Source organism: Streptomyces albus subsp. albus, assembly GCF_000719865.1.
GTDB classification, from domain to species: domain Bacteria; phylum Actinomycetota; class Actinomycetes; order Streptomycetales; family Streptomycetaceae; genus Streptomyces; species Streptomyces albus_E.
Map to the genome: position 1 here is coordinate 216684 of NZ_JOID01000015.1, position 16312 is coordinate 232995.

The 16312-nt window shown below is 74.9% G+C and carries 12 protein-coding genes; 9 read left to right on the plus strand and 3 right to left on the minus strand.

The genetic code is table 11. The features are described from left to right. Positions 1-104: 104 nt before the first annotated feature. Positions 105-4112 carry an ATP-dependent DNA helicase gene (locus IF83_RS0116910; protein WP_078843550.1) on the plus strand — a complete coding sequence of 1336 codons (4008 nt, stop codon included), beginning with the start codon at positions 105-107 and terminating at the stop codon, positions 4110-4112. Between the two features lie 549 nt (positions 4113-4661). Further along, positions 4662-5606 carry an NAD(+) diphosphatase gene (nudC, locus tag IF83_RS0116915; RefSeq protein ID WP_030545029.1) on the plus strand — a complete coding sequence of 315 codons (945 nt, stop codon included), beginning with the start codon at positions 4662-4664 and terminating at the stop codon, positions 5604-5606. Positions 5607-5957: 351 nt separating this feature from the next. Here nudC and IF83_RS0116920 read toward each other — a convergent pair whose 3' ends face one another. Continuing rightward, entirely contained in the window at positions 5958-6209 is a 252-nt protein-coding gene (locus IF83_RS0116920; protein ID WP_030545030.1) for a mycoredoxin, read from the minus strand. Positions 6210-6500: 291 nt separating this feature from the next. Between IF83_RS0116920 and IF83_RS0116925 the strand changes: the two genes are divergently transcribed. The 4 genes from IF83_RS0116925 to IF83_RS0116935 all read left to right on the plus strand — a co-directional run bounded on the left by IF83_RS0116925 (position 6501) and on the right by IF83_RS0116935 (position 10057). Further along, positions 6501-8732: an ATP-dependent DNA helicase UvrD2 gene (locus IF83_RS0116925; protein ID WP_051722838.1), complete on the plus strand. Its 2232-nt coding sequence runs from the start codon at positions 6501-6503 to the stop codon at positions 8730-8732. Positions 8733-8907: 175 nt separating this feature from the next. Further along, positions 8908-9231: a hypothetical protein gene (locus IF83_RS32180; RefSeq protein WP_078843551.1), complete on the plus strand. Its 324-nt coding sequence runs from the start codon at positions 8908-8910 to the stop codon at positions 9229-9231. 137 nt (positions 9232-9368) lie between these two features. After that, a complete protein-coding gene (locus IF83_RS30335; protein WP_037680238.1) occupies positions 9369-9734 on the plus strand; it encodes a WhiB family transcriptional regulator in 366 nt (121 codons plus the stop codon). After that, positions 9731-10057: a hypothetical protein gene (locus IF83_RS0116935; RefSeq protein WP_019710151.1), complete on the plus strand. Its 327-nt coding sequence runs from the start codon at positions 9731-9733 to the stop codon at positions 10055-10057. The genes IF83_RS30335 and IF83_RS0116935 overlap by 4 nt, the downstream gene beginning before the upstream one ends. A 160-nt stretch (positions 10058-10217) precedes the next feature. Here IF83_RS0116935 and IF83_RS0116940 read toward each other — a convergent pair whose 3' ends face one another. After that, the gene (locus IF83_RS0116940; protein WP_030545033.1) at positions 10218-11678 is read right to left on the minus strand and encodes an ABC1 kinase family protein; all 1461 of its coding nucleotides are present in this window, start codon (positions 11676-11678) and stop codon (positions 10218-10220) included. Beyond that, positions 11671-12918, minus strand: a complete 1248-nt coding sequence (locus IF83_RS0116945; RefSeq protein ID WP_051722839.1) for a ThiF family adenylyltransferase — start codon at positions 12916-12918, stop codon at positions 11671-11673. Before IF83_RS0116945 ends, IF83_RS0116940 begins: the two co-directional genes overlap by 8 nt. A 188-nt stretch (positions 12919-13106) precedes the next feature. Here IF83_RS0116945 and IF83_RS0116950 point away from each other — a divergent pair, with 188 nt between their 5' ends. The 3 genes from IF83_RS0116950 (at position 13107) to IF83_RS0116960 (ending at position 16309) form a co-directional block, all read left to right on the plus strand. After that, positions 13107-13733, plus strand: a complete 627-nt coding sequence (locus IF83_RS0116950) for a M48 metallopeptidase family protein (RefSeq protein WP_030545035.1) — start codon at positions 13107-13109, stop codon at positions 13731-13733. Positions 13734-13859: 126 nt separating this feature from the next. Beyond that, positions 13860-15614: a TerD family protein gene (locus IF83_RS0116955; protein ID WP_030545036.1), complete on the plus strand. Its 1755-nt coding sequence runs from the start codon at positions 13860-13862 to the stop codon at positions 15612-15614. 11 nt (positions 15615-15625) lie between these two features. Continuing rightward, the gene (locus IF83_RS0116960; RefSeq protein WP_030545037.1) at positions 15626-16309 is read left to right on the plus strand and encodes an AIM24 family protein; all 684 of its coding nucleotides are present in this window, start codon (positions 15626-15628) and stop codon (positions 16307-16309) included. Positions 16310-16312 lie beyond the last annotated feature (3 nt).

Sequence of the window (16312 nt, forward strand, 5' to 3'; positions counted from 1 at the left end):
GGCCGCGCGAGCCCGGAGCTGCCGGCCGCCTGGTCCCGGCACGGCCGGTTCCCCGGCCCCCGCCGCCGCCACGGCTGTCGGCGGGCACCGCTAGCCTCGCTCGGGTGGCAGCACGCATCAGCGACCCCGAGCAGCTCAAGGAGCTCCTCGGCATCCCCTTCACCCCGGAGCAGACGGCCTGCATCACCGCGCCGCCCGCCCCGCAGGTGATCGTGGCCGGGGCCGGTTCGGGGAAGACCACGGTGATGGCCGCCCGTGTCGTCTGGCTGGTCGGCACCGGCCAGGTGGCGCCGGAACGGGTGCTGGGCCTGACGTTCACCAACAAGGCCGCCGGCGAGCTCACCGAGCGGGTCCGCAGGGCCCTGGCCGCCGCCGGGATCACCGACCCGGACCCCGGGCCCGCCCCGGGGACACTGCCGCGGCCGCGCGGCGAAGAGCAGGGGGCTTCGTCCGGCGAGCCGTCCGGTGAACCGCAGATCTCCACGTACCACGCCTTCGCCGGGCAGCTCCTCAAGGAGCACGGCCTGCGCATCGGGCTCGAACCCACGGCCCGGCTGCTCGCCGACGCCACCCGCTTCCAGCTCGCCGCGCGCGTGCTCCGTACCGCCCCCGGCCCGTATCCGGCCCTGACCAAGTCCCTCCCCGCCCTCGTCGAGGACCTGATCGCGCTGGACGCGGAACTCGCCGAGCACCTCGTGGAGCCGGAGCGGTTGCGGGCCCACGACACCGCGCTGCTGCGCGAGCTGGACGGTGCCCGGCTGAGCAACGCCGAGCTGCGGAAGGTCCCGGAAGCCGCCCGCGCCCGGCTGGAACTCCTCGAACTCGTGAGCGCCTACCGCGAGGAGAAGCGCCACCGCGACCTGCTGGACTTCGGCGACCAGATCGCCTTCTCCGCGACTCTCGCCCGCACCCGCCCCGAGGTCGGCCGCATCCTCCGCGAGCAGTTCGAGGTCGTCCTCCTGGACGAGTACCAGGACACCTCCGTGGCCCAGCGCATCCTGCTGTCCGGGCTGTTCGGCGGCGGCACCGGCCACGCCGTCACCGCCGTCGGCGACCCCTGCCAGGCCATCTACGGCTGGCGCGGGGCATCCGTCGCCAACCTCGACGACTTCCCCCGGCACTTCCCGGAAGCCACCGGCCGCCCCGCCCGGCGCCAGGCGCTCAGCGAGAACCGCCGCAGCGGCGGCCGCCTCCTCGACCTCGCCAACCGCCTCGCCGCCCCCCTGCGCGCGATGCACGAGGGCGTCGAGGCACTGCGCCCCGCGCCCGGGGCCGAACGCGACGGCAGCGTGCGCTGCGCGCTGCTCCCGACCCACGCCGAGGAGCTGGACTGGCTCGCCGGCTCCATCGCCCACCTCGTCCGCACCGGCACCCCGCCCGGCGAGATCGCCGTGCTCTGCCGCACCGCCGGAGACTTCGCCCGCATCCAGGGGGCGCTCGTCGAACGCGACGTCCCGGTGGAGGTCGTCGGCCTCTCCGGGCTGCTGCACCTGCCCGAGGTCGCCGATCTGGTCGCCGTCTGCGAGGTGCTGCAGGATCCGACGGCCAACGCCGCGCTGGTCCGGCTGCTCACCGGGCCGCGCTGGCGGATCGGCCCGCGCGACCTGGCGCTGCTCGGCCGCCGGGCCCGCCTCCTGGTCCGCTCCCGGCCGGACGGCGACGGGGCGTACGAGGACCCGGACCGGCGGCTGGCGGAAGCCGTCGAGGGCACCGACCCGGCCGAGACCGTCTCGCTCGCCGACGCACTCGACACCTTCCTCGTTCCGGACGGCCCGGGCCGGTACGGCCCGTCCGGCCCGCCCGGGTCGTCCGGCCGCTCCGATGACGGGCTGCCGTTCTCCGCCGGGGCCCGGGTGCGGTTCGCCCGGCTCGCCGCAGAGCTGCGCGATCTGCGGCGCTCGCTCGCCGAACCGCTGATGGACGTCCTCCACCGGGTGCTGGCCACCACCGGCCTGGAGGTCGAGCTGTCCGCCTCGCCGCACGCGCTGGCCGCTCGCCGCCGCGAGACGCTCGGCAACTTCCTGGACGTCGCCGCCTCCTTCGCCGCGCTCGACGGAGAGGCCGGGCTGCTGGCCTTCCTCGGCTTCCTGCGCACCGCCGTGCAGCACGAAAAGGGCCTCGACAACGCCCTGCCCGGCGGGGAGAACACGGTCAAGGTCCTCACCGCGCACAAGTCCAAGGGGCTGGAGTGGGACGTCGTCGCCGTGCCGGGCCTGGTCGCCAAGCAGTTCCCGAGCGAACAGGGGCGCGACTCCTGGACCTCCCGGGCCAAGGTCGTGCCGCACGCCCTGCGCGGTGACGCGGACACCCTGCCGGACGTCGCCGCGTGGACCGCCGAGGGGATGGGCGCCTTCCGGGCCGCGATGAAGGACCACCAGGCGACCGAGGAACTGCGGCTGGGCTACGTGACCTTCACCCGCCCGCGTTCGCTGCTGCTCGCCTCGGGCCACTGGTGGGGGCCCTCGCAGAAGCGGCCGCGCGGCCCGTCCGCGTTCCTCGAAGAGCTGCGCGAGCACTGCGAGGCGGGCCACGGGGAGATCGACGCCTGGGCCGAGCCGCCCGGTGAGGCGGAGGAGAACCCGGCCCTGCGGGAGGCGGCGGAGGAGCAGCCCTGGCCGCTGCCGCTCGACCCGGCGGCGCTGGCACTGCGCCGGAAGGCGGCGGAGCGCGTCAGGGTCCATCTCGACCGCCTGGACCGCCTGGACCGCCTGGACCGCTTGGACCGCGCGGACAGTCCGGCCCGTCCGGACCGGATCGCCGCGGCGGAGCGGGCCCTGCCCGCGGCGCCGGACGCCGGCGGGGCTCTGCCGCACCCGGCGGAGCCCTCCTCCGGCGGCGAGGGCAGCGGCCGGAGTGCCGAAGGGACGGGACGGGACGCCGAGCCGGGGAACGGGACGGGACCCGCCGGGGAAGCGCCCGGCGATCAGGAGTGGGGTGGGCCGCGGGGCGCGGAGGTGCCCGGCCCCGAGGTGCCCGGCCCCGAGGTGCCCGGCCCGGACCTGTTCCGGTGGCCGGAGCCCTGGGAGACGGAGCCGCCCCACGACCCGGACTGGCCGCCCCCGCCGGAGGACGAGGAGTACGGGGAGCACCAGCCGGAGCCGGACGCGATGCGCGCCACCGACCGTGCCCACCCCGGCCGGCCGCACCCAGGCCGTCCGGGCACCGTTCCGGACCAGACCCGGGGCCCGGTCGGCAGTCCCGGTCCGGTGACCGGCGCGGACCCGGGCGGAGAAGCGGACACGGATGGGGAGGCGCCCACGGACCCGGTTTCCGCCGCCGCGCTGCTCGTCCCGGAGGAGGCCCGTACCGTCGCGTCCTGGGACCGGGATCTCGACGCGCTCGCGGGCGAGCTGCGCCGTGCCCGTGAAGCCGTGCGCGAGGTGCCCGTGCCCCGCACCCTGAGCACCTCCCAGCTGCTGCGCCTCGCGGCGGACCCCGAGGGCTTCGCGCGGGAGCTGGCCCGGCCGATGCCGCGTCCCCCGCAGCCCGCCGCCCGCCGGGGCACCCGTTTCCACGCCTGGGTCGAATCCCGGTTCGAGGAACTGCCCCTGCCCCTGCTCGGGCCGGAGGAGCTGCCCGGTGGCTTCGACGACGAGGGCGCGGCCGGACAGGAGATCGCGGACGAGCGTGATCTGGCCGCGCTGAAGGAGGCGTTCGACCGCACGCCGTACGCGCGCCGTACGCCGTACCGCGTCGAGGCGCCGGTGCAGATCACGCTCGCGGGCCGGGTCATCCGGGGCCGCGTCGACGCCGTGTACCGGGACAGCGGCCCGGACGGGGACGTGTTCGAGATCGTGGACTGGAAGACCGGCCGGTCCCACTCCGCCGACCCGCTCCAGCTCGCCGTCTACCGGCTCGCCTGGGCCGAGCAGACGGGGGTGCCGCCGGCGTCCGTCACGGCGGCGTTCCTGTACGTCCGCAGCGGCGAGGTGGTCCGTCCCCCGGACCTGCCGGACCGGGCGGCCCTGGAGCACATCCTCCTGGGCGGCGGTCATGCCGGCGGTGACGGCCCCGGGGACGGCGACGGCGACGCTCACGGCGGCAGCGAGAGGCACGGCCCCGGCGAGGGGCACGGTGGCGGCGGCGCGGACGACGGCCCGGCCGGGCCCTGAGGGGGCCGGCGGACAACCGTGCCGTCCGGCAGCCCCATACCCCCCGCGGGGTCTCCGGGCGGCGGGCCGGTGATGCGCCCGGGCGGCCCGCCCGGAGTCCGCGGCTCCCGGGACGGATAGGCTCGGGAGCATGAGCGTCACCCCGGACAGCGCCGTCCGTGCCCTCGGTATGAGCACCGTTGAGCACCGCGCCGCCGTGTCCGGCGGTCCCGGCGGTCCCGGCGGTCCCGGCGGGGAAGCCGCGCACCCGCCTTCGCGCAGCGGCGACCGTCCGTGCCGTCCGGGGTCCGCGCCGCGCCGCGCCGCCGGTGCCGTGCCACCGGTGTGCGCCGCACCGCATGCGGCCAGTCCCCGGCCCTTCGTCGCGGGAAGCGGGGCCGCCCCCGGCCGTGAAGGTGAGGGAGAACACGGGACCCCCGCGGGGCGATCCGGCCGGGAATGGGCGAGGATCGGCCGGTCCGCGCCGCCCGCACCCGGCTCCCACGCGCCGGCGCGCACGCCCCTCCGCACTCATCCGCATCGCCACCCCTGGGGGAGTAGGAAGCAGCCGTGACCATCTCGACCGACCGCCCCGACGCCCCGGACATCCCCCTCACCGTCCCGGGCGGCATCGACCGGGCCGCGCACCACCGCTTCGACGAAGCGTGGCTCGCCGCGGCGTGGAGCCATCCCACGACGCGGGTCTTCGTCGTCTCCGGCGGCCAGGCGCTGATCGACGACACCCCCGACGGGCGCACCGAGCTGGTGATGACCCCCGCGTTCGAGGCCCCGGTCACCGAGACCCACCGCTACTTCCTCGGCACGGACGCCGACGGCGTGCGCTACTTCGCGCTGCAGAAGGACTCCCTGCCGGGCCGGATCGACCAGTCCGCGCGCCCGGCGGGACTGCGGGAGGCGGGGGTCCTGCTGTCGCCGCGCGACGCGGCGCTGATGGCACACGCCGTCGCGCTGGAGAACTGGCAGCGGCTGCACCGCTTCTGCTCCCGGTGCGGGGAGCGCACCGTCATCACGGCGGCGGGCCATGTGCGCCGTTGCCCGGCCTGCGGCGCCGAGCACTATCCGCGCACCGACCCGGCCGTCATCATGCTGGTGACCGACGACCGGGACCGCGCGCTGCTCGGCCGGCAGGTGCACTGGCCCGCCGGGCGGTTCTCCACGCTCGCCGGGTTCGTCGAGCCGGGGGAGTCGATCGAACAGGCCGTGGTCCGCGAGGTGGCCGAGGAGGCCGGGGTCGCGGTCGGCGGGGTCCGCTACGTGGCGAGCCAGCCCTGGCCCTTCCCGTCCAGCCTGATGCTCGGCTTCATGGCCCGCGCCACGTCGCCGCACATCACGGTGGACGGCGAGGAACTCCACGAGGCGCGCTGGTTCTCGCGGGAGGAGCTGGAGGCGGCCTTCGAGTCCGGTGAGGTGCTGCCGCCGACGGGCATCTCGATCGCCGCCCGGCTGATCGAACTCTGGTACGGCAAGCCGCTGCCCGCGGGCTTCCCCCGCTGAGGCGGGAGCCGCGGGCGGCGGACGGCGCGCGCGGACGGCGCGCGTGCGGACGGTGGGCGCGGAGCTCTGCCGGGGTGGTGACCGGTTCCGGCCTCCGCCCGGCGGGGCCTCCGGCGCCGTTCGGCGGGTCGCGGCGGTCGCGTTCGCCCCGGCGGGCCGGAAGGGCCGCGGGGCGGCCCGCCGAGCGGACCCCGGGCCCTCCCACGACGTGACGGACGAGCTTCCACGGCGAGGCGGACGGCCGTCACCGCGGAAGGCTGCGGGAACCCCTCCCGACCGGCCCGGAGCGGGGCACCGGGCCTGCCCCGGAGCGGGCCCGCCGGGGGACCGCAGTACGGCCGCCGACGGCCGTCAGACGCCGAGCTTGGCCTTCACCTGGGCCAGCGAGGGGTTGGGCAGGGCGGAGCCATCCGGGAACAGCACGGTCGGCACCAGCTGGTTGCCGTTGTTCACCTTCTCCACGAACTTCGCCGACTCCGGGTCCTTCTCGATGTTGACCTCGGTGTACGCGATGCCCTCGCGCTCCATCTGGCTCTTCAGCCGGCGGCAGTAGCCGCACCAGGTGGTGCTGTACATCGTCACAGTGCCCGTCGTGCCGGTCATGGATTACGGCTCCTTCGCTGTCGCCTGGTTACGGAGAGGCAACGTGCCGGCGCGCGCGACCATTCCCGGGACCCGGCCCGGTCCCGCGTGATCCGCCCCTCACAGCGCCCCCCGCGCCCGCTCCCGCCTCGCGCGCCTCCGTCCGCCTGCGACTCCGCGGCCACCGCCCGGCGGCGGGGACGCGACCGGTGCGGGACGGGGGCGGCACGCGGCGGGCCGACCGGTACGACCGGAGAGGCCCGGCTGTGGACAACCTCCCGGCCGTTCCGGAGAACCTGGCAGCATGGCGGGGTGACACCAGCGACACCAGCCACTCCCTCCCCGCTCTTCCCGGGCCCCGCGGCGCCGTCGGAGTACCCGGCCGTGCCGGACGGTGCCGACGCCGTGCTCGCCGGGCTGGACCCGGAGCAGCGCGAGGTCGCCACCGCCCTCCACGGTCCGGTGTGCGTGCTGGCCGGCGCCGGTACGGGCAAGACCCGCGCCATCACCCACCGCATCGCCTACGGGGTGCGTGCGGGCATCCTCCAGCCCGGTTCCGTCCTGGCGGTCACGTTCACCAACCGGGCCGCCGGTGAGATGCGCGGCCGCCTCCGGCAGCTCGGTGCCACCGGTGTCCAGGCCCGCACGTTCCACTCCGCCGCGCTCCGCCAGCTCCAGTACTTCTGGCCCAAGGCGGTCGGCGGTCCGCTGCCGCGGCTCGTCGAGCGCAAGGTCCAGGTGGTCGCCGAGGCGGCCGCCCGCTGCCGTATCCGCCTGGACCGGGGCGAACTGCGGGATGTCACGGGCGAGATCGAGTGGGCCAAGGTCACCCAGACGGTTCCCGAGGACTACCCGGCGGCCGTCGCCCGCGCACGCCGCCAGCCGCCCCGGGATCCGGCGGAGACCGCCCGCGTCTACGAGACCTATGAACTGCTGAAGCGCGACCGCGGCGTCATCGACTTCGAGGACGTCCTGCTGCTCACGGTCGGGGTGCTGCAGGACCGGCAGGACATCGCCGACGAGGTGCGCCGCCAGTACCAGCACTTCGTGGTCGACGAGTACCAGGACGTCAGCCCGCTCCAGCAGCGGCTGCTGGACCTGTGGCTGGGGGAGCGCGACAGCCTCTGCGTCGTCGGTGACGCGAGCCAGACGATCTACTCCTTCACCGGTGCCACCCCGGACCATCTGCTGGACTTCCGCGTCCGCCATCCCCACGCCACGGTCGTCAAACTGGTCCGGGACTACCGCTCCACCCCGCAGATCGTCCATCTCGCCAACGGTCTGCTGGGGCAGGCCCGCGGCCGTGCCGCGGAGCACCGGCTGGAGCTCGTCTCGCAGCGCGCCGCCGGCCCCGAACCCGCGTTCGCGGAGTACCCGGACGAGCCGGCCGAGGCCGAGGGCACCGCGCGCCGGGTCCGGGAACTGCTCGACTCCGGGGTCCCCGCCAGCGAGATCGCCGTGCTCTACCGCATCAACGCCCAGTCGGAGGGCTATGAGCAGGCCCTCGCCGACCAGGGCGTCCCGTACCAGCTCCGCGGCGCGGAACGGTTCTTCGAGCGGCCGGAGGTGCGGGAGGCCGGACTGCTGCTGCGCGGCGCCGCCCGCGCCGCGGACTCCACCGACCCCTCCCGCACGGAGACGGACATACCGTCGCAGGTGCGGGCCGTGCTCTCCACCCGGGGATGGAGCCCGGAGCCGCCGGCCGGCTCGGGCGCGGTCCGTGACCGCTGGGAGTCGCTGGCCGCGCTCGTCCGGCTCGCCGAGGACTTCGCCCGGGCGCGGCCGGAGGCGGCGCTCGCCGACTTCGTGACCGAGCTCGGTGAGCGGGCCAACACCCAGCACGCGCCCACGGTCGAGGGCGTCACCCTGGCCTCGCTGCACGCGGCCAAGGGCCTGGAGTGGGACGCGGTCTTCCTGGCCGGCCTGACCGAGGGCATGATGCCGATCACCTACGCCACGACGGACGCGCAGATCGAGGAGGAGCGCCGGCTGCTCTACGTCGGCATCACCCGGGCCCGGGTCCACCTCACCCTCTCCTGGGCCCTCTCCCGCACCCCGGGCGGCCGCGCCGGCCGGCGGCCGAGCCGCTTCCTGGACGGACTGCGGCCCGGCTCCCATGCCGGCGCCGGCACGGCCGTCCGCGCCCCGGCCACCGGCGGCGGGGTGGAGCGGGGCGAGGAACCGCGCCGCCGCCGGCGCGGCCCGGTGCGGTGCCGGGTCTGCGGACGCACCCTCACCGACGCGGGCGAGATGAAGCTGATGCGCTGCGAGGACTGCCCCTCGGAGCTGGACGAGGGCCTCCACCAGCGGCTGCTGGAGTGGAGGGCGGGCCGCGCCCGTGAGCTGGGGCAGCCGGCGTTCTGCGTCTTCACCGACAAGACCCTGCTGGCCATCGCCGAGGCCGTGCCCGCGGACGGGGCCGAGCTGGCGGTGATCCCCGGTGTGGGACGGCGGAAACTCGACCGCTTCGGCGCGGATGTCCTGGCGCTCTGCGCGGGGGAACAGCCGCCCGCCGGGGCGCCGGACGGGCAGTCCGGCGGCTGACGCGAAATCGTCGGGAAAATAGTTTGCGCACGCCGCCGGATTCCCCATAGGTTCTCTTTCGCGGGCATGACAGGGCCTTTTTCGGGCCCACTGTTCCGTGCTGTACTTGTACGACACCTGTAGGACGGACTGGCTTCGACCAGTCCCCCGAGACGCCGAGAGGAGGCGAGCCCCAATGATCAGCATCACCAAACTGGCCGGTCGTGACGTGCCCGTCTCCCGCCTGTCCGGCGTCTCCGTGCTCTGTGGATCCGCCATGTCCGGCGCCCTCGAAGCACGCCTGGCCGAGCGCGGCCTTCTGGCGAGCGCTCAGCGACCGACCAAGGCACCGGCGGCAGTAGTGGCGGCAGAGGCAGCGGCCTATGCCCTCGCGGCCAAGGGTGCCGACCTCCGGCAGATGTGGACCAATGGCGGCTTTGCCAACGGTTCGGCGTCTGCGGCCGAGCACCACACGATTCGGGGCCTCCGCGGCCACGAACCCTGGAGAGATCCAGCCTGATCGCCACGATCAGGTCGGCACCTTCCAGGGCCGCGGAACCCGAACCGGGATCCGCGGCCCTTTTCGTTGCCCCGACCGGCATCGATGCCCACCCCGCCGGCCCACCAGGCCGGCCGAAGACAAGGAAGAAACCGACTGTGCCCAGCCCAGCGCCCGCCCCGTCCTCCACACAGCAGCCCGTCACCTCTCCACCTAGTCCTCCGGAGGTCCTCTTGTCCCAGCCCACCCGGCTCACGGTGCTCGACGACGAGATCGAGCGTCTCGGCGAGCTCGTTCCCTGCCGCAGCTACGACCCCGAGGTGTTCTTCGCCGAGTCGCCCGCCGACGTCGAGTACGCCAAGTCCCTCTGCCAGAGCTGCCCGCTGCGCGAGGCCTGCCTCGCGGGGGCCAAGGACCGGCGCGAGCCGTGGGGTGTCTGGGGTGGCGAACTCTTCGTCCAGGGCGTGGTCGTGCCGCGGAAGCGGCCGCGTGGCCGCCCGCGCAAGAACCCGGTCGCCGCATGAACGCCCCGGGAACCATCGACCGCCCCCTCACGCACGACCCGAAGAAGCAGGTCCCGACGATGAAGCCGTCCGCCCACGAGCCGTCCGCCGCCCGTACCACCGCCAGAACCGCGTCCGACGCGACCGACTCGCGTCAGAACAGGAACCGTGAGATGCAACTCATCCCAGAAGCCCTGGCTCGTGCTCATATGCACGAGCGCATCCAGGAGGCCGAGTCCGAACGCAGGGCCGTGCGCCTGGCCCGGGCCCGCCGGATGCAGCGCCGGGCCGAGCGTGCCTCGCTCCGCGCCCGGCGCGCGCTGGCCATGGCCGTCATGCAGTAACCGCCTCTGGCCGTCATCGCCGTCGCGCTCCCGGCCGTCATACGGGAGCCGCCGCGCGTCAGCGGACCGGCGGCCGAGGGGCCGTTCCCATCCGGGAGCGGCCCCTCGGCCGTGCCGGGCGGTCCCGCCGGCCCCGACCGGCCGGACGGCCGCCGGCGTCTCAGCCGCCGGCCGCCTTCTCATACGGTTCGCCGGCCGGCTCCTCCGCCGGGCCGCCCGGAGCCTCGCCCTCCGAGGGCCCCGCCGCGCTCGCGGTCCCGCCCGGCCCCGGCTCCCTGGCCCCGTCCGGGAGGAAACCGGGAAGCCAGTCCCGCAGTTCGTCGCGCAGCCGGACCGTCGCCCCCAGTTGGCACAGCACACCGATGGTGCTGAGCGTGACGCGGTGGATCAGCAGATAGGAGGGCGGCAGATTGAGCTGCCGGCCCAACTGGTGTGCGGGTGATCGCGGGTCGGCGATCCGCGCGGCCTGGGTCCGCAGCCAGCCGCGGGTGAAGGTGAACTCCTCGGCCCGGGCCGGTTCGATGATCGGGACCAGGTAGTCCAGCACGGCGTCCGGGTCCAGCTCGACGGAATCCCGGACGAAGCCCGCCTCGCAGAGCATCGCGTACACCCCCTCCGCGTCGCCGTCCAGGGCACCGCGGAGCGCGGTGCCGATGAGCGGCGGCAGCCCGTCCGGCAGCCGGTCGACCGTGCCGAAGTCGAGTACGCCCAGCCGCCACTGCTCCGGCCCGTCACCCTCCGCATCCCCCGGCAGCAGCCGGAAGTTCCCGGGGTGGGGGTCGGCGTGCAGCAGCCCCGTGCGGGCGGTGCCGGAGAAGAGGAAGCGGGCCAGCAGTTGTCCGGCGCGGTCCCGCTGCTCCGGGGTGCCGTCGGCTATCACCTCCGACAGCGGCACGCCGTCCATCCACTCGGTGACGAGCACCTCGGTGCCCTGGTGGACGACGCCCGGGATCACCACATCCGGGTCGTCGGCGAACTCGGCGGCGTGATCGCGCTGGGCCCGGGCCTCCAGGGCGTAGTCCAGCTCCTCCGACACCCGGTCGCGCAGCTCGGCGATGAGCGGCTTGATGTCCATCCCCGGAATCAGGGGCCCCAGCAGCCGCGCGAACCGGCCGAGCTGGGTGAGATCCGAGAGCAGCGCCTCACCGGCGCCCGGGTACTGGATCTTGACGGCCACCTCCCGGCCGTCGTGCCAGACGGCGCGGTGCACCTGACCGATCGAGGCCGCGGCCGCCGGCTTGTCCTCGAACTCCTCGAAGAGATCGCGCCAGTCGGACCCGAGCCGTTTCTCCAGGGCGGAGTGGACGCTCTGCGAGGGCATTGGAGGCGCCGCCTCCTGGAGCCTGGTGAGGGCGGCGCGGTACGGGCCGGCGATCTCCTCCGGAAGCGCGGACTCGAAGACGGAGAGGGCCTGCCCGACCTTCATGGCCCCGCCCTTGAGCTGGCCCAGGGTCGAGAAGAGCTGTTCGGCCGTCCGCTGCTGCAGCTCACTGGCGATCATCTCGGCCGGGCGCCCGCCGATGCGCTTTCCGAGCCCGAGGGCGGTGCGTCCGGCGAAGCCCAGTGGCAGCGCCGCCAGTTTGGCGGTACGGGTGACCGCCTTGCGGGGAAGATCAGACATGCGCTCCTCCAACTTCACTGCGCTTCACCGAAGGGCAGCCGCCCTCCGCGACGGTGCCCGGGCCGGCCGGCTCCGGCCGCTCCGGTCGTCCGGCACCATCTGGTGAGTATGGACGCTCGACCGCTTCATACGCACCGCACCCGCAGGCCCGGTGCGGTGTGATGGAACACGGCTCCCACGCCAGATCGGGCAGCGCGAGTTCCAGCCGGGCCCCGGCGCACACCGGCGGCCGGCCGTCCAGGAAGGCCAGCGCGTGCGCCGCCGCCAGGCCCGCGACCACGGTGGCGAGTGCTGTGTCACACGCCGGTTCGGCCGGGTTCCGGGCCGAACGCCACTGGGCGAGCAGCCGGGGCCAGGCGGGGTCCCGCTCGGAACGGTGCAGCTGAAGACAGCCCGCGCAGGGCGACTCACCGGGCATCACCAGCGGGCCGACCACGCCCGTGCCCTCCAGCACTCCCGCGTAGAGATGAGGGATCCCGGAGGCGAGCAGCGCCTCGGCCGGCACGGGATCGGGAGCGTAGGCGCCGAGGCCGTCGCGCGGGGCCAGCACCGTCAGGGCGAGCCCGGCCCCGGATGTGAACGGCGGACCCTCGGCCCCGGCCCTTGCGCGCCGGGCCCGCCCCTTCGCGGTGGCGGCAGCGCGGACCGCCTTGCGGGCGGCGGTGTCACGGCGCTCGCCGGAGGACTCCGGCGGCAGTCCGCCGGGGCCGGTCTCCCAGGGCGCGACCCGGCCGCCGTCCACCACATCGACCTGGCCCACGCCGGCGGCCGAGAGCGCCGTGGCGACGGCCGCCCCGACCCGCCCGGCGCCGCGCACCTGGACCCGTACCGCTCTGCGCGCCGCCAACCGGCGTCCGCCGGCGCCCGGCTCGGGATGCACCACCGACAGTGACCCCAGGTCCGCCCGCAGCCGGTCCGGGACGGCGGCCCGCTCCCGGTATTCCGGGGGAGGAACGCCGTCCGCCGCCGGGCCGCCCCCCGGCGCCGTCGGATCGTCCAGCAGGCCGGCCGCCGCCAGGCGCCGCAGCAGCTCACCGGGCCGGTCCCCGGACAGGCCCAGGGCCGCGGCCTCCGCCCGCAGCAGCGGAAGACCCCGGGTGCCGTCCAGCAGGGAGAGGAAACTGCCGGTCGCCGTGTCGACCGGGCCCAGCAGCACGGCATGCGCCGGCGTCACCCCGAACTGCACCGTCTGCCGGTCCCGCCAGCCGCGCCGCAGCGCGGGCTTGATGATCGGATGCATCGCCGCCTCCTCGGTCCTCTCCGGTTCTCCCCGACGGGTGCCAGCATGGCCGGGCGGGCGGACTCCCGCCGAAAGTTGTCCACAGGTCCTGTGGATAGTCAGCTCATCGGTCTCCACTTGTGGGGGAGTCGCGTACGAAGCGAAGACGGGCGGGACTTCCCGTGGCCGCAGCGGGTAACGTCGGGAGGGTGCCCTCCGATCCACTGAGCCGCGCCGGAGAGAACTCCCTCAGCACACCGGGCCGGCTCGGCCAGCCGCCCCACCGCCCCCGGACCAGCGCGGTCGAGGTGCGCAGAAGCGCCCGCCGGCGCCGCACCGTATCGGCCTACCGCGAGGACGACCGCACGGTCGTCCTCATCCCGGCCCGGATGTCGCAGGCCGAGGAGGAACGCTGGGTGACGGTGATGCTGGACCGGCTCGCCGCCCAGGAGAGCCGTCGCATGCTGGGCGACAGCGAGCTCGCCGAGCGGGCCGAGCGCCTGTCCGCGCAGTACCTCGGCGCCCGGGCCCGTCCCCGGAGCGTGCGCTGGGTCACCAACCAGAACACCCGCTGGGGGTCCTGCACCCCCGCCGAGGGCAGCATCCGCCTGTCGCACCGGCTGCAGGGCATGCCCGGATACGTCACGGACTACGTCCTCCTCCACGAGCTCGCGCATCTGCTGGTCCCGGGCCACGGCGCCGACTTCTGGCGGCTGTTGGAGGCGTACCCGCGCACGGAGCGCGCCCGCGGCTATCTGGAGGGCGTGGTAGCGGCCCGGCGGCTGCCGCGTCCCGCCGGGCCCGGCGACGAGCCCGCCGACGAGTCCGGCGCCTGACCGCGCCGGTTTCCGGTACGAGACCGGGACAGAAGCTTTTCCGCTTCGGGATCGCCGGGCGCGGTGACCAGCGGTTAGCCTGGCGCGCAAGCACGTACAGCTCGGGATGGGGGACGGTCGTTACGCATGGCCAGGGAATTCCAGCGCGGCCACAAGGCCAGGATCAGTGACCTGACAGCGGGGACGGATCTGTACGTCGGAGTGCAGATAGCCGGTCCCGGACTGTCCTTCGACATCAGCTGCTTCGGACTCGACGCGGACGAGCGGCTCTCGGACGACCGGTACTTCGTCTTCTTCAACCAGCCCAAGTCGCCGGAGGAGTCCATCCAGCTCCTCGGCGCGCAGGCGGGGGACACCGAGTCCTTCCGCGTCACCCTCGACCGCGTCCCGCAGAGCATCCACCGGCTGTCGTTCACCGCGACGATCGACGGCGCGGGCCAGATGTCCCAGGTGGGCCCCGGCTACATCCGGATCGTGGCGGGCGGCGAGGAAGTGGCGCGCTACGCCTTCGACGGCTCGGAGTTCAGCACCGAACGCGCCGTGATGCTGGGCGACTTCTACCGGAAGGACGTCTGGCGGTTCGCTGCCGTGGGGCAGGGGTTCGACGGCGGACTGGAGGCGCTGCTGAAGAACTTCGGCGGCGAGGTCCTGGAGGAGGAGAGCCCGGAGACCCCCCAGCCGCAGCAGCCCGCGCAGCAGCAGGGCGCGGCGGTGCCGGGGTTCGCACCCCCGGCGGCCGCCCCGGCGGCACCGCCCGCGTTCGGCGCCCCCGCGGCCCCGTCCCCGGCACCGCAGCCGCCCGCGCCGCAGCCCTCCCCGGCACCGCAGGCGCCCGCTCCCCAGGCACCGCCCGCGCCGCAGCCTCCGGCGCCCGGCCCGCAGTTCACGCCACCGCAGGGCACCCCGCCGGCGCCGCCCGCCCCGCAGGCCCCGGCCCCGCAGCCCCCGGCCCCGCAGCCCCATGCCGCGGCACCGACCATCGCCGCGCCCATGACGCCTCCCGGCCCGATGTCCCCGCCCGGTCCTCCGCAGCCCCCGGCGGCGCCCGGCGCGCCCTACGGCCCGGCGCCCGGCCAGCCGTACCCCGGCGCCCAGCCGCCCGGGGCGCCGGCCCCGTACGGCGGGCCGGCACCGATGCCCGGCCAGATCCCGGGACAGCCCGGCCAGGTCCCGGGACAGCCCGGTCCGTACGGCCCGCCGCAGGCCGCGGGTGCCCCGCCCGCCGGTCTGGGCAGCGCCCTGGAGAAGTACCGCGAGGCGCCCACCGGCCAGCGGTGGACCCTGCAGAGCCGGCAGCTGGTCCGGGTCGACCTCGGCGCGGACGACCGGCCCGTCCTGGCCCGCCAGGGCAGCATGGTGCTCTACCAGGGCAAGGTCGACTTCGGCTACAAGGGAGCGGGCTTCGCCGGCCGGGTCGTCGGCAACGCCACCGGCCAGGAGATGCAGCTGATGCGCTGCACCGGCCGCGGCCAGGTCTTCCTCGCGGAGGACGCCGCGGAGATTCACCCGATCGAGCTGCAGGGTGACGCGATCTGCGTCTCGGCCGAGAACGTCCTCGCCTTCGACGAGTCCCTCCAGTACGAGGTGCGGCGGATCGAAGGCCACGGCATCCCCGGCGGAGCGCTCTTCACCATGCTGTTCCAGGGCACCGGCACCGTCGTGGTGAAGACCCGGGGCACCCCGGTGGTCCTCCCCGTCACCCCGACGACCTTCGCCGACAGCAACGCCGTCGTCGCCTGGTCCGCCGCCTCGCAGGTGATCATCTCCAGCCAGGTGCGGCTGCGCCGCAACGCCTATCCGGGCCACAGCGGGGAGACCGTGAACCTGCAGTTCCGCGGCGCGCCCGGCAATTTCATCGTCGTCCAGCCGTACGAGGTCTGAGGGAGCCCGTGATGGACCAGCACATGATCTCGGGTTACGCCCCGGCCCCGGTGTCCGCCCGGATGGAGAACCACGGCCCGAGCATGCTCCGGGTCGCCATGCAGAGCGGCCAGGACCTCTTCGCCCGCACCGGCTCGATGGTGGCCTACGAGGGGTTCGTCCAGTACGAGCCCAACCCGCCGGCCGTGCGCCAGATGGCCTCGCAATGGCTCACCGGTGAGGGCGCGCCGCTGATGAAGTGCAGTGGCGACGGCCTGCTCTATCTCGCCGACTACGGCGCGGACGTCGTCTGCGTCAACCTCGCCGATGAATCGCTGTCGGTCAACGGCAGCAATCTCCTCGCCTTCGACGCCCACCTCCAGTGGGGCGTCCAGCGGGTCAAGGGGATGGCCAAGTTCGCCGGCCAGGGCCTCTTCAACGTCGCCGTCTCCGGCACCGGCTGGGTGGCGCTGACCTCGCGCGGCACCCCGATCGTCGTCGACTGCGGCCGAGGCGAGGACGAGACCTATGTGGACCCGGACGCCCTGGTGGCCTGGTCCAGCGGTCTGAAGATGAAGGGGAAGCGCAGCTTCAAGGCGTCCTCGGTGATCGGCCGCGGCAGCGGCGAGGCCTACCAACTCGGCTTCTCCGGCCAGGGCTTCGTCGTCGTACAGCCGAGCGAGGACAGCACCGACCGGCTCCGGGCCCGGGGCTGAGGG